Consider the following 14,951-nt stretch of genomic DNA (forward strand, 5'->3'; position numbering starts at 1 on the left):
TTTTATTCTAATTAGCATCGATAATAACAACCTTTTAATGTAATTAACTTTAATTTATTAGGTTTTGTGTCTTTATTTTAAGAGTTTTTTGATAAGTCGTAGAGGTTTCAACAACTTCCAACCAAAAGACTTATAAATACAATTTAATTGAATCTCATTAGACTGATTTTTATGAAGTAAGTATTCCAATAACCATTCAGCTTGAGATTCTTCAATAAATAGTTCTCCACCATCTTCAATCAACATATCTCCCAAGAGTTCTGATGCCATTTCACTATCAATACTTACTGTTTTATTTAACTGATAACGCTTGACTTTTCCAGTGTAATAAAAATCATATACAATCTTTTGATGCTGTTTTATATCAAAATAGGTCAAGTAATCTTCTAGTATTGTTATAATTTCTTTTGATTTTTCTAACTGACAATTATCAATTGTATATGCATATGCACTATTCAACCAAAGCAACATCATTTTATTAGGTTTTCTATCACTAAAATATCTTTTAAACCACTGATACGTTAATATAGACTGTCTGTATGTGTTTTTATGTACATTGCTATCATGCATCCGGTATCGCACCCCTACCGTATCAAGAAGTTTAAAATTAAGGCTCGGCTCTTTATTTGCAATATATTGATATATTTTTGTTCTAAGTATAATATCATCACCTAATAAATCATTATCAAAACCACCTACAGCATCAATAACACTTCTCTTAAATATTCCACCCTGAATATAAAATGAACCTATTGAATTAAACTCCAACTCTAATAAATCACTGATATTAGATATATTTTTATATTCATCATGCACATAAAACTGATTTAAAATCTGACTAGATTCATCTATAGATTCAACATAAGTATTAAGCACAAAGGCTAAATTTTTATCAGAATCAAAAAAATTTATCTTGGATGTAACAGAATCAACTACAACCTCATCATCACAAGATATAAAAAATAAGAACTCTCCTGAAGACTCACTAATCAACCTATTAAAATTACTACCAACTTTACCCCCTGAATTTTCTTGTGTAAGAACAATAAATTTACATGGGGATTCATATTGACATTGCTTAATAACATCTAAACTATTATCAGGTGATCCATCATCTAAAACAATTATCTCAATTTTTTTATAAGTTTGATTCCATATACTCTCAATACATCTTCGAATATACTTTCCATGGTTATATGATAAACAACAGAAAGATACAACTCCTTTTGAATATCCCATTATATTTCACCATAACTATTTAACACTCTAACAACTTCTTGTATTTCTTTTTCTTTCAAGTGTTGACCAATAGGAAGACTTAAAACCTGCTGATGAATTATCTCTGATATTTGATAATTATCACTATTCCACTCTGCATATGCTTGTTGATGATGTGGCGCAATAGGATAGTGTATAACTGTCTGAATACCTCTATCCAATAGGTATCTTTGCAGCTTGTCTCTATCTTCTGCTCTAATAACAAATACATGCCATACATGGTTTTGATAATTCTGAATGTTTAGTTGCGAATTTTTAATTGGTAAAATAATTTTTTGATTATTTATATTTTTAATATAGTAATTTGCAATCTCTCTTCTTGCTTTAATATCTTGCTCAAGATATTTTAACTTGACTCTCAGCATAGCAGCCTGAATTTCATCGAGACGACTATTAGTACCTTTATATAAATTTTTATACTTCTCATGGCTACCATAATTTGCCAAAGCAGTAATAGTATCAGCTAATACTTTATCATTAGTAGTTACAGCTCCAGCATCTCCTAATGCCCCTAAATTTTTACCTGGATAAAAACTAAAGCCACTAGCATCACCAAGGTTACCTGACTTTTTATCACTGAAATATGCTCCATGTGATTGAGCTGAGTCTTCTATTACCTTTAAATTATATTTACTTGCTAAAGCATTAATTTTATCCATTTGGCATGTCTGTCCATATAAATGTACTGGCATAATCGCAACTGTTCTAGATGTAATAGCCTGCTCAAGCTTATCTACATCAAGCAGATAATCATCAATATTAGGCTCTACTAGTACAGGTACTAAATCATTTGCTGATATAGCCAATATACTTGCTATATAAGTATTTGCAGGCACTATAATCTCATCACCAGTTTCAAAAACTCCTAATTCTTTGTAGGCTCTTATAATAAGAACTAAAGCATCTAAACCGTTAGCAACACCTACTGCATATTTACTACCACAATATTCAGCAAATTCTTGCTCAAACTTTTCACATTCACTACCACGAATATACCAGCCACTATCTATGACTCTTGTACAAGCATCTTTCAGCTCTTGCTGGTATAAACTATTTATTTTTTGCAAATCTAAAAATTTAATCATACACTTTAAACCTTTTTATAAAACCTAGCAGGATTTCCTAACCAAACTTCATTAGCTGGAACATTTCTTGTAACAACACTACCTGCGCCTATCATTGCATTTTCATTAATAGTAATACCTGGTAGAACTGTTGAATTAGCACCTAAAGAAGCTCCTTTCTTTATTATCGTTTTTGGCCACTCTTCAGGATAACATTTTGACCTTGGAACTTTATCATTTGTAAATGTAACATTAGGTCCTATAAAAACATTATCTTCTAACCTAATACCATCCCAAATTTGAACACCGGACTTAATTGTTACATTATCCCCAATAACTACATCATTCTCTATAAGACAATGCGAACATATATTTACATTTTCACCTATTATAGCATCGCCTAAAATCACTACAAACTGCCAGATTTTAGAGTCTTTACCAATATTGGAAGATTGCACATCAGATAACTTATGCACAAAGTAATTAAGCATTATTAATCTCTCTTAAGAATAAGTCATAATCTCTAATATAATCCCTCTCATCATAAAAGTCACTAGCCAAAACCATAAGTACACAATCAGAAGAAAAGTTGTACATTTCTCTCCATACTAATCCAGAGATTAACAGGCCTCTCTTAGGGTCATTTAGTAAAACATTATTCTTATTATTTCCATCATCAATTAAAATCTTACAACTGCCAGATATACAAACCAGAACCTGCTGTAAGTTTTTATGGGCATGAAACCCTCTTCGAACATCCTGTCTTGTATCATATATGTAATAAACTCTCTTTATATCAAAGGGTATATTTTTATTCTGCTCAAGAGATACAAGAGACCCTCTACTATCTCCCATAACTTTAAAATCTAACAAACTTATCATACTAAAAGCTATTCCGTTAAAAATAAATCTTATAACTCAGATTATATACTTTAGACCAATATATTAGAAGTTAAGATTTGTTCTTAAAACTCAATATTGCCCTAACAAACCTTAACGGTTTAGTAATTCTCCATGATAAGCTATTTTCATATGATGCTGTTAAACTTCTAATTTGACTCTCTCTTTCACTTAACAGTTTATCTTTTTCTAAAATAAACTGATCCCAATCACCTTCAGCTATTAAGCTTTCATAATTATTAGAGTAATGTTCATAAAGCTTATCAACTTGCAAGAAATTTATAAAATGAGACGGCAAAGAAACTTCCCTTGTACGAGAGTCTCTCAAAGTATAAGAACTCATAAGTCCTAACAACATCTGCTTAAAATACTTATAAGATTGGTTAAGCATAAAATCACTAATTGTTAAGTCCTTAAAAAAAACATTCATATCACGATACAGCTGTGCTTGCATTAAATCCTTTTTCACATCAGGAAGAGATGTCCATACTCCATCGTGAGTCACTCGATATACTGCCACAATTTCAGCACTGAAATAGCCTGCCCCTTTGCTTAAGTGAAGGAAGTTTCTAAAGCCATCTCCTTCAAAAGATTTTTCAGAGTAAGTATTAACTGCATTATAAAGATCGGCAGGAACACACTCTCTAAATACAACATTTCTAAATACAGTAGATGTTGTATTAGCTAAAATAGCATTCCCCTTTACTAAATCCTCTAGCACAAAAGTTTTTTCACTATGATCCGAATGGATAAACTTTTGTTTCTTTTGTGTTTTTGTATCAAGAACATAACTATTATTACAATATAGCGTGTATTTTGAATTTTGATCTAAAAACTCTATTGCCTTTTTAAAAAAATCATCTTTAATATAATAATCATCTGGATCTAGTACACAAAAATAATCAGTCTTTGTAATTTCATAACCTTTGATAGTTGCAGCAAGTGTCCTCATATTTACATCATTTTTGATAACTGCTATTTTTTCAGGGTACTTTTGTTGATATTCTAAAGCTATTTTCAATGTATTATCTGTGGATTTATCATCAATAATTAATAATTCATATTCAAAATCCACATTCTGCATTAAAACAGACTCAATAGCTTGAGAAATATAATCTTCCACATTATATGCAGGCATTAAAACAGTCAGTTTTTTCATCATTTATCCTTGTATATCAAAGCTTCACTTAGATAAGATTTTCTTTATAATTTTTTTTATGTATTTAACCAAGCTTAAATTTTTATTTTCACTCTCTAAAAGCTTTATATATCTATTACACTCTTCAATCTTCTCAGAATATTCATTGATTTTACTATGATCAGCTGAAATTGATAGCATCAAATATTCAAGTATATTTATAGCATCTTCTTTAGCTAAGCCAGCAGAAAAAGTTTTTGCTATATTATTTATATTACTAGCATCAACTCCATATATTGATAACAATATAAGTCTTAAGAAAACATCTTTATGCTCTTCAAAGATTCTACTATATGCAGTATAGTCCTCTAGTTCTCTAAGATACTTAGTTTTTTTATTAGCTCCACTACAGAAACCTGAATCATGTATTCTATATACCGACATTACTTCATTTATACATTTGATTGGTCCAAATTTTGAAAAAACAAGAAGCAAATACCTATCACCACAATATAGGTTCAAATATTTATCTAATTGCTCCTTAAACTCACAATCATATCTAAAAACATGAGAGCTAGTATGTATATAATTATCTATAATATCTATAAAAGTATATTCTTCCTTAACACTTTCAATCACAAGCTTATCTGTTTCTAAATTATTCTCCAAATATCTTGTATTATGCACACATCCCATAAAATTTGGATTCTGCTCAAGAAAGTCTACTTGCTTTTGTAATTTATGAGAATCTGTCCAATAGTCATCACTCTCACATGTTGCAATATACTTACCCTTTGACTCAGGTATCAAAATATCAATAAATGGTGTTACTCCTTTACAAAATTGATTTTCTGTTTGAAATATTGACTTAATAATATTTGGATATTTAGCTTGATATTCAGAAATTATCTTAGCTGTATTATCTGTTGAGCAATCATCACTTATAATTATTTCAAATGGAAAATCTGTTTTTTGCATTAAGAAACTATCAATAGCTTTGTTTATATATGCTTCATGATTATAAGCTGCACAGCAAACACTTACCAAAGGTTTCTCAGCATTCCAGTTCTTTACAATATCTTTTTCTGCTATTTTCACTACTTTCTCCTAGGAATTCCAACCACCACACGACCTTTCTATTAAAAAAGGATTCATTCTTACTTAATAACTTATATTGGCTAATACTTAACTAGTTTCTAAAATAGCGTAACCAAAGCCTGACTGGCCGAAGCCATTACCATTATAAAACATATATATCCCATATGATGTTTCAACAATGTATGGATATGCTATCATCTTACTATCCCAACCATCATAGCTTACATCAATACCCACCTTTTTATCATCTCTATTCCAAACTTCCAGATCTTTTGACCAAGCATAACCAATTCTATAAGCATCTAAACCATCTCTAAAATCATCTGAACCTCTATAGCAGAACCACATATGATATAAATCATTTTTCTTCAATATTGTAGGTCTTGTAATTGCCTCTCCATCATTCTTAGGGGTAATTAAACTCTTTCCATCCTGTAGAAAATGAACTCCATCCCTTGATGAAGCATATTTAATATCATAAGTATGCTCATAGCGACTGCTTTTCCTTACCCATCCAGTACCAGAACAATAAAACATATTAAACAGTCCATTATCAAAAAACACATATGGACATGTAGCAGAGTACGGTTCATAAATATTTGTACTTAAAATAGGCCCATCACCTATTCTTTCAAATGTCACGCCATCATCATAACTGACCGCAATTCCAGTTAAATTAGTGTAGGGAACACTGGCTCTTTTGCTCCACCCACTATAGTACAGGTAAATCTTATTATCTTTTCTTATCACTCCAGAAGGCATGACACCGTGCTCATCAAAAGTTCCAGCTTTACCATTTTCTAAAATTGGTTTATCATGAATATACAATATTTTTTTAGGATTCTTTATATCCAAATCCAAAAATGTAGTTTTACTTTCTGTTGGGATATATCTTGTAGAAAAATATACTCTTAACCTATCTTTTAAAACCAAAACACTAGGTATCTGTGCATGGGTTTTCATCCAACCAAAATTATCATCTACAGAAAATATCTTTCCTTGTTTTACCCAATTCATTTTTTACTCCCCAAAACTTTTAAGGCCTCTTTCTTCACGATATCATCAAGCCACTTATGCATACTAAGACCTGCTTTTTCTCTAGCTTGCCATGCAAGCTTCTTTGTTTCTTCAGTAACACCTTCGAGCTGCCCATAGTATCTTGTTTTATGCGTACCCCCTCTTATCCCGGGAATTTCAAAGTCAAAATTTGCATAAGGTTCTCCCTCTCCTACCCTAAAGTCAATAAGATAGAAAACTCCCCCTATAATCCACTGACATCTAACTTCTCTAGCATCAACAGGAAGATCTTTAAAAGGAACATCTGCTAAAAATAGTTTATTATAATTTGAAAGTATCTTTCCGAAAAGAGTATTCCTTTGCCAAACAGGTAAACTTTCATCTCCCACAACCACTTTCGCTCCTGTTTTACATACTCTAATTACCTCCTCAAAAAACTTCTTTTTATCAGAAAACTCTCCCACAGCACCAAATGAATAAAAAGCATCAAAATAATTATCAGGATATGGTAAATACATAGCATTAGATCGACAATAATAAACTCTCGAATTTGACTTTTTAAGCTTTTGCTTTGCTCTTGTTAGCATATCTGAAGATATATCAGTCAAATGTAACTCTGCATCTCCAGATAATCGTTGATCAATAAGGACTGAATCACGACCTGTTCCACAAGCTAGTTCTAACACTTTAAAATCTTCTTTAAGCTCAAGTAAGTCAATCATATTACTTCTTACTTCTTTTTCATCTTCATTATAAGTCTGAAAAGTCAAATGTATATATTTATCATAATCATCAGCTATCCCCTCATAAAACAAATCCTCTTCATTTATACTTTGAGGATAAATGAAGTTTGGAATCCCATCAACAATATCAAAATCTAAATTTCCGTCAGACAACACATCTTCTTTAATTTCTAATTTTTTTCCACTATCAGGTGAAATCCACTTATCAAACATTTTAACTCTCCATCTTAATTCAAAATAAACATTCACCACATGTATTTTACAAAACATAGTTATTTAAATACTACTTATACATCATGAAACACATTAATATTATTCTATATATTTCTCAACCTATTACTTGGAACTCTTGATTTTTCAGTTCCTTTAGGAGAATATACGGCATTAGCATTGGTATTAGAAAGAATAACAGAACCAGCTCCTATCACATTACCATCTCCGATCATTACATTATCCCTAACAGTTGAATTCACACCAATAAAACTATAATCGCCTATTGTTACACTGCCGGACACAACAATATGAGAAGCTATAAAACAGTGATTACCTACCTTACTATGGTGTCCAATATGATTACCACTCCACAAAATGCAGTTATCACCAATTTCAGTAAATGGTTGAATAACATTACCCTCTAATATAAAACAATTCTCTCCAATAGGGGTGTCGTAATAGACTGCCTTCGAGCTTATATAACTTATACATTCATAGCCTTTTGCTTTAACATCATAAAACTTTTCAGCCCTAAGCTTATTTACTTTTTTATAACTAATTGGAATAAAAAGCTTAAAATCACTAGGTGGATATTTCTCTAACAACTCTTCATAAGCTACCACAGGCAAATCATGAAAGCTTCGAAAGGATAGGAATTCTTTATCAACAGTAAAAGCAACCACTTGATGTTCACTATCGTTAGTCAAGTAAAAATGTGCTATATCAGCTATCTGACCAACCCCAAAGATTATAACTTTAGCCATAACGCCCCTTATATAAGTTTATAATTATTCAGCATTTCTTTAATATTATTAACATTATTAAACATCAAAATATCTATAATTGAAAGATATGGACAGAATTCTATATCAAATTGCTGATATTCCACAATACAAGGATCTATAAAACTTAGGCTTATATTTTTATCAAAGAATATATCCTTATCATAAAGCTCTCTACCACCAATTGCATTTATATAAACATCTGCACTTAATATCTGACAAATTTGTAATATCTTATCTTGTCCTCTAAGGTTATTATCTTTGTCAAGTTCACTAGACTTTTTAAACTTAGTATTTATACCTATATAGTTAGATATACTTTTAATCAAATTCTCTAAAAATAATGCTAAATTTTTTTCTTCAGTAAGCATAATCCTTTCTAATAAATTATAAACATCATGAAAATATGGAGCTTTTGAATATGCTTGCTTAATTACTTTTAATATCTTTGATCTATTATTACCCAAAGAAATTTCATTAATTAGCTTATTTTGACTGGCTCCTAAAAGTTCCAAAGTAATTTTATGTTGTTTCTTATCAAGTAAAATACTATTTCTGTTTATATAGCCTTTCTTAATAAAATTAACATCATCATATATTACAAAAACGTCTACAGAATTAATAAGCTGCCAATAACCAATATATGGAAAAAAATAAGGCTGCATTATTGCGACTTTCATAAAGTCTCCTTAATAACAGATATTATCTGTTCTTGAACATTTTTTTCAAGACCATAGTAAATAGGTAAACACATTATTCTTTTTGATATATCCCTTGATATTGGCATATACTGTTTAGGTTCGATATAACTAAGAGTATCTAATGAGGGATAGAAATATCTTCTAGGGAAAATTTCCCTACCATTCAAAGCACCCTGAACCCTTTTTAGATGCTCCTCTGATCTAAACAATACAGGGAAGTAACTATAATTCTCAATAGCATTGCAGTTAAACTTTTGAAACTGAACTATATCTTTCAATTCTGCTTTATATTTTTCTGCAACAACCTTCCTAGCGTCATGTATGATAGTTATATCATCTAGCATACACAGTCCCATAGCTGCTTCAAACTCATTCATCTTAGCATTAGTTCCAAGGTGAGGTATATTTTCAGCATCTTTAATACCAAAATTAATAAGAAATCTAGCCTTCTTAGCGAGATCATCATCATTTGTAATAAGAGCCCCACCTTCTATCGTATGAAAAAGTTTGGTAGCATGAAAACTTAGAGTAGATATATCACCATAGTTTAGAATACTCTTACTTTTATACTTCACATCAAAAGCATGTGCTGCATCGTATATAACTTTTAGATTATGTTCCTTAGCGATTGAATCAATTACTTCAACATCACAAGGATTACCAAATACTTGCGTTGCTACTATTGCTGAGGTATTTGGGGTTATTTTATTTACTAATTTATTTGCATCAATATTAAATGTCTTTTCATCGATATCAACAAATATAGGTTTAATGCCATTAGCCACTAAAGAACTAGTTGTAGCAACAAAGGAAAAAGGAGTAGTAATAGCAAAGCCTCTAACTTCTAATGCCCTATAAGCTATCTCCAAAGCTACTGTTCCATTTGACACCAAAACAATATTTTTAACTCCTAAATAATTTGCCAAACGTTGTTCTAACTCTTTAACCAAGGGTCCACTATTAGTAATTTGCCCACAACTATATATTTGATCTACATATTGTTTATATTTTTCAATACTTGGCAGGTATGTTTTAGTTACATTTATCATAAAAAAACTCAAGTTTTACACATTACTCTTACAATAATACAAAGAATTATAGAACATTTAACTACTATTTTAGCATTTATAATTAAATATGACTAATGCTGATGAGTGAAATATTACGTTCACGAAATATCTTAAGCTAAATTGTTCGAGCTATTTCTTAAATAAGTTTAAAACTCTAGACTTTAAAATGCGAATTATACTTTTATTTCTTTCTAACTCTAATGATTCCTTCAAGGTTCTTATGTATTCATTACACTCTTTTATAGTAGATTCTCTAGAATCAATAATTTTATTTATAGGGCCATCACTATCTATTATAACAGTTGCTAACATAGTAATGATTTTTTGAATATCCTTTGATTGATAATTTTCTATCACCAACTTCGAAAATGCTTCTGAACTAATATTTTTAATTGTGTAATAAAACTGTTCATAGAATTTATACTTATACTTTTCATCAAATTTATAAGCATAGTCAACAAGTGCGGCTAAGATTTCTATTGTTTGGTGATCAGCAGAATTTTTACTCCATTCTCCTTTATCGTGTACTCGCCAAACTGACATCACCTCATCAAAATATTTAACAGGTCCTAAAGTCATAAAAGCCAATGTCATATAGACATCTCCTCCACAACCACCATAAAAATAACCATTAATTAAAGATCTGAAATTAGTATCATATCGATAAACCCAAGAACTTGTTTGAAAATAACAGTTTCCTAAATACTCTTCAAATGTATATACATCTTTATTATGAATATTTTGAGACGCCAATTCAGCATTTTGACCATTTCTTAAATATACACTAGCATGTGCAGAACCTACAAACTCAGAGTTTTTTTCAAGAAAGCTTATCTGTTTTTTTAACTTTAATGAATCTGTCCAGTAATCATCTCCATCACAAAGAGCTAAATACTTACTATCCACACCTTTCATAATTCGTGGCAACTCAGAAGGTATTAGCTTAACTCCTTGACTCCACTGATTCTCTAATTCAAATATGGGTTTAATAATGTTGGGATAATTGAGACAATACTTTCGAATAATATCAGACGTAGTATCCGTTGAAGCATCATCTCTAACAATCACCTCAAAAGCAAAGTCTGTTTCTTGCATAAGAAAGCTATCTAACGCCTGGCTTATAAATTGTTCTTGATTATATGTTTGGCATAGAATAGTCACTAAAGGGTTTTTATCAGTATTTTTCCAACCTTTTACAATATCTTCTTCACTTCGTGTAATCAACGTTATATCTCCTAATTATTAAATCTCATTTTCATTATGTTTAACTTAAACTTTAAATTCAATAGCTTAACATTAAGTATACTATTTTAAAATTATTCGTATCTAATAATTAAAAAATAACTTCTTCTGCTCTCAACAAAAAAGAACATTTAATACAAATAACTTTTTGCTATTACATCAGTGGATAGTCTATAATATTACTAAGCTATTACACACATATCATATTATCGTTAGCAGAAATTTGACTTTGTGCGAGTCTTTCTTATTTAAGAAAGATTTTTAAATTTTTTATATAAAACTTATCAAAGAGGTTTAACAATTCTTTATGCAAAAAAATATTATTATTTATGGTAAGGGTGATTTTGCAAAACAAATGTTACACTATTTTAATACAGACTCAAATTACAAAGTCACTGCTTTTTGTGTGGATAATAATTATTTAACAAATAGCACTTTTTGTGACTTGCCTATAGTTTCTTTTAATGATGTTGAACTTAGATATCCTCCTAGCAGATTTTCAGCATTTGTAGCGATAGGTTACTCAAATATGAGAGCAAGAAAAAAGCTATTTGAAAATATTAAAGCAAAAGGCTATAGTTGTATAAATTATATAAGCTCTATGGCGATTATAGACTCTAGTATCCAAATAGGCGAAAACAATGTTATATTACAAAACTCAGTGATCGAGCCTCACGTTAAAATTAGAAATAATAATATAATTTGGTCGTCTTGTAATATATGTCATGATGTTAATATTCATAGCAATTCATTTATAGCTTCTCAAGCTTTAATAGGAGGTTTTTCTATCATTAAAGATAATTGCTTTATAGGTTTTAATAGCACTATTATTCAGAATATTACTCTAGAAGCAGAAACTTTAATAGGTGCTAAAACACTAGTTCTAAAGAATACACAAAAATATTCAAAATACGTAGGAACTCCTGCTAGACAAGTTTCAAGTCACAAAGAAGAAGGAATAAAAATATTATGAAAAAAATAGCCATTTTACAATCAAACTATATCCCTTGGAAAGGATACTTTGACCTTATAAATATGGTTGATGAATTCATTTTATATGATGATGTACAATACACTAAAAATGATTGGCGAAATCGAAATAAAATAAAAACACCTCAAGGGCTACAATGGCTCACTATTCCAGTCTATCAGAAAAGTTTAGAACAAAAAATAAATGAAACACAGATAGCTAAGAATAACTGGTGCAAAAAACACTGGAATACAATATTAAACAATTATTCAAAGGCAAATCACTTTAAAAACCACAAAGATATATTTGAGGACTTTTATATGAACTGCTATGAAACTCATCTAAGTAAAATAAATTATAAATTAATTACTATAATCAATCAAATACTAGATATAAAAACAAAAATAAGATGGTCAAATGAGTTTAAGCTTGAGGGTGGACAAACCGAAAAACTTATAAGCATATGTAAACAATGCAATGCAAATGTATATCTAAGCGGTCCTGCTGCTAAAGACTATTTTGATGTAAATCTAGCTCAACAAGAGAATATAGATGTTAAATGGATGAATTATAGTGGATACAAAGAATACCAACAACTATACCCCCCTTTTGAACATGAAGTAAGTATTCTTGATTTAATTTTTAATGAAGGCAATAATGCTAAAAGCTATTTAAAAAGTTTTAACTCCGGAGATAGAAATGATAAATTTTAATACTCCTTACAAGTTTGAAAATAACTTCGATGAATATCCAACTTGCGGCGATAACAAATACACAAAGTTATGCCATGAGTGGTTTGAAGATAGTTTTAAATGTAAAAAAGCTCTATTAACTACATCATGCACCCATGCGCTGGAAATGGCTGCTATTTTATTAAATATAAAAAATGATGATGAAGTTATTATGCCATCTTATACATTTGTATCTACAGCTAACGCATTCATTTTACGAGGAGCAAAAATAATATTTGTAGATATTCGTCCAGACACTATGAACATAGATGAAACTAAAATAGAAGCTGCTATTACACCTAAAACTAAAGTTATTGTTCCTGTACACTATGCAGGTGTTGCTTGTGAAATGGATACTATTATGTCAATTGCTAAAAAGCATAAGCTCTTTGTTGTTGAGGATGCTGCCCAAGGCGTAATGTCTAGCTATAAAGGTAAAGCATTAGGTACTATTGGTGATATAGGTTGTTACAGTTTTCATGAAACAAAGAATTACTCTATGGGTGAAGGTGGAGCAATTATTATTAATAATAGTAAATTCATTGAAAGAGCTGAGATTATAAGAGAGAAAGGAACAAATAGGTCTAAATTCTTTAGAGGACAAGTTGATAAATATAGCTGGGTTGATATAGGCTCGTCTTATTTACCAAGCGATATATTAGCTTATTATTTACATACCCAGTTAATAATAGCCAAGGAAATCAATGACAAACGCTTAAGCCTATGGGAAAACTATTATAATGGTTTAAAATCACTTGCTGATGAAGGAGTTATTGAACTACCAACCATACCTGGTAATTGTCAACATAATGGACACATGTTTTATATAAAGGTTAAAAACCTAGAAATAAGAAACCTCCTAATCAAGCACTTAAAGAATAACAGCATAACAGCTCCATTTCACTATGTTCCTTTGCACAGCTCTAAATATGGCATACAAAATACTAAATTTATAGGCAAAGACGTTTTCACAACAATTGAAAGTGAAAGGCTTTTAAGACTACCTATGTTTTATAACATTGAATTAGAAATTATTGAGTATGTAATTGAACAAATAAAATCTTATTTTCACAATAGCTAATTTATTAACTGTTTAAACTTTTAAACATAAAATTTTTCTAGATTTTAATCAATAAATAATATATCTTCGAAATAGGATGTAAAATTAACCTATAGGTAGAATTATTTTGAAACAAAAGTTAATAATTTTTGACTTTGCTGATACTCTAGCAATCCAATCACCGACAAAAGAAGAATTGCTTCATAACTTTATCTTACATGAAATGGGAATAAATATAAGTATATCTAAAATTAAAGAAGTTTATTATTATTCATGCAACATATTTTCACATAGTTTAACTAATATAAAAAATAAAGAAGAGAGAAAAGATTTTTATAATAGATATAATAACTCTATTCTAGCATTACTTGGTCTTTCCCATATAACAACTAGCGATAAGTTATTTAACTATTTTTGCGAAAGTAAACAAAAATGGGTTTTAAAAGATTCTGTAAAACCTTTATTAAATGACTTAAAGCACAATGGCTATTTAATCAGTCTCATTTCAAATTTCGATAACAATCTAATTCAAATTTTAGATAACTTAGATATTAAGCACTTGTTCGATTCTACTTTCATCTCCCAAGAAGTAGGACTTAAAAAACCAGATTTAGATTTTTTTAAGCTACCTTTAAAAAAACATAATATAATAGCAAAAGATACATTTTTTATTGGAGATAGTTATTACTTAGACTATTTACCTTCTAACAACTTAGGGATGCTCTCAATATTATTAGACGAAAATAACATGTTTAGCCCAACTCTAGACATAAATAGAATTAACAATATAAATGATTGTAAGAGAATAATTTTAGACTAACTACATAATCGCTTGCTATGGATATAAAAATATCATATCCAATACCTAAAAAATAGGTTCCATGAACAAAATTTTTGCATAAAGATGTTAAGTGTATTTAAATAGTTTTGCGAAACAAATAACC

Annotated in this window: 16 protein-coding genes; 4 read left to right on the forward strand and 12 right to left on the reverse strand. The window is 29.8% G+C overall.

The window, feature by feature from the left end; translation table 11 throughout:
* Positions 1–72: 72 nt before the first annotated feature.
* From F3D62_RS09705 to F3D62_RS09760, 12 genes are all read right to left on the reverse strand, one after another.
* The gene (locus tag F3D62_RS09705) at positions 73–1,239 is read right to left on the reverse strand and encodes a glycosyltransferase family 2 protein (RefSeq protein ID WP_150468052.1); all 1,167 of its coding nucleotides are present in this window, start codon (positions 1,237–1,239) and stop codon (positions 73–75) included.
* Positions 1,239–2,363 carry a DegT/DnrJ/EryC1/StrS family aminotransferase gene (locus tag F3D62_RS09710; RefSeq protein WP_150468053.1) on the reverse strand — a complete coding sequence of 375 codons (1,125 nt, stop codon included), beginning with the start codon at positions 2,361–2,363 and terminating at the stop codon, positions 1,239–1,241. Before F3D62_RS09710 ends, F3D62_RS09705 begins: the two co-directional genes overlap by 1 nt.
* A 5-nt stretch (positions 2,364–2,368) precedes the next feature.
* Positions 2,369–2,833, reverse strand: coding sequence for an acyltransferase (locus F3D62_RS09715; RefSeq protein WP_150468054.1), 465 nt, complete (start codon positions 2,831–2,833; stop codon positions 2,369–2,371).
* Complete coding sequence (locus F3D62_RS09720) at positions 2,826–3,224, reverse strand: sugar 3,4-ketoisomerase (RefSeq protein ID WP_150468055.1); 399 nt, start codon at positions 3,222–3,224, stop codon at positions 2,826–2,828. The genes F3D62_RS09715 and F3D62_RS09720 overlap by 8 nt, the downstream gene beginning before the upstream one ends.
* A 70-nt stretch (positions 3,225–3,294) precedes the next feature.
* On the reverse strand, positions 3,295–4,401 hold the full coding sequence (locus tag F3D62_RS09725; RefSeq protein WP_191092591.1) for a glycosyltransferase family 2 protein: 1,107 nt from the start codon (positions 4,399–4,401) through the stop codon (positions 3,295–3,297).
* 24 nt (positions 4,402–4,425) lie between these two features.
* Positions 4,426–5,478: a glycosyltransferase family 2 protein gene (locus F3D62_RS09730; RefSeq protein WP_150468057.1), complete on the reverse strand. Its 1,053-nt coding sequence runs from the start codon at positions 5,476–5,478 to the stop codon at positions 4,426–4,428.
* Positions 5,479–5,565: 87 nt separating this feature from the next.
* Positions 5,566–6,495, reverse strand: coding sequence for a hypothetical protein (locus F3D62_RS09735; protein WP_150468058.1), 930 nt, complete (start codon positions 6,493–6,495; stop codon positions 5,566–5,568).
* Positions 6,492–7,451, reverse strand: coding sequence for a class I SAM-dependent methyltransferase (locus F3D62_RS09740; protein WP_191092592.1), 960 nt, complete (start codon positions 7,449–7,451; stop codon positions 6,492–6,494). Before F3D62_RS09740 ends, F3D62_RS09735 begins: the two co-directional genes overlap by 4 nt.
* 104 nt (positions 7,452–7,555) lie before the next feature.
* Positions 7,556–8,215, reverse strand: a complete 660-nt coding sequence (locus tag F3D62_RS09745; protein WP_150468060.1) for an acetyltransferase — start codon at positions 8,213–8,215, stop codon at positions 7,556–7,558.
* Between the two features lie 8 nt (positions 8,216–8,223).
* On the reverse strand, positions 8,224–8,913 hold the full coding sequence (locus F3D62_RS09750) for a WbqC family protein (RefSeq protein WP_150468061.1): 690 nt from the start codon (positions 8,911–8,913) through the stop codon (positions 8,224–8,226).
* On the reverse strand, positions 8,910–9,983 hold the full coding sequence (locus F3D62_RS09755) for a DegT/DnrJ/EryC1/StrS family aminotransferase (protein ID WP_150468062.1): 1,074 nt from the start codon (positions 9,981–9,983) through the stop codon (positions 8,910–8,912). Before F3D62_RS09755 ends, F3D62_RS09750 begins: the two co-directional genes overlap by 4 nt.
* A 150-nt stretch (positions 9,984–10,133) precedes the next feature.
* Positions 10,134–11,228: a glycosyltransferase family 2 protein gene (locus F3D62_RS09760; protein ID WP_191092593.1), complete on the reverse strand. Its 1,095-nt coding sequence runs from the start codon at positions 11,226–11,228 to the stop codon at positions 10,134–10,136.
* A gap of 325 nt (positions 11,229–11,553) precedes the next feature.
* On the opposite strand from F3D62_RS09760, the gene F3D62_RS09765 reads away from it, so the two are divergent.
* The 4 genes from F3D62_RS09765 to F3D62_RS09780 all read left to right on the forward strand — a co-directional run bounded on the left by F3D62_RS09765 (position 11,554) and on the right by F3D62_RS09780 (position 14,827).
* On the forward strand, positions 11,554–12,219 hold the full coding sequence (locus F3D62_RS09765) for an acetyltransferase (RefSeq protein WP_150468064.1): 666 nt from the start codon (positions 11,554–11,556) through the stop codon (positions 12,217–12,219).
* Positions 12,216–12,929, forward strand: a complete 714-nt coding sequence (locus tag F3D62_RS09770) for a WbqC family protein (RefSeq protein ID WP_150468065.1) — start codon at positions 12,216–12,218, stop codon at positions 12,927–12,929. Before F3D62_RS09765 ends, F3D62_RS09770 begins: the two co-directional genes overlap by 4 nt.
* Positions 12,916–14,028 (forward strand): dTDP-4-amino-4,6-dideoxygalactose transaminase, encoded by a 1,113-nt coding sequence (rffA, locus tag F3D62_RS09775; RefSeq protein ID WP_150468066.1) that lies wholly within the window; start codon positions 12,916–12,918, stop codon positions 14,026–14,028. Before F3D62_RS09770 ends, rffA begins: the two co-directional genes overlap by 14 nt.
* A 106-nt stretch (positions 14,029–14,134) precedes the next feature.
* Positions 14,135–14,827, forward strand: a complete 693-nt coding sequence (locus F3D62_RS09780) for an HAD hydrolase-like protein (protein WP_191092594.1) — start codon at positions 14,135–14,137, stop codon at positions 14,825–14,827.
* The last annotated feature ends 124 nt before the right edge of the window (positions 14,828–14,951 follow it).

Origin of the sequence: Francisella sp. SYW-9, from assembly GCF_008711465.1 — a bacterium.
Lineage (GTDB): Bacteria > Pseudomonadota > Gammaproteobacteria > Francisellales > Francisellaceae > Francisella.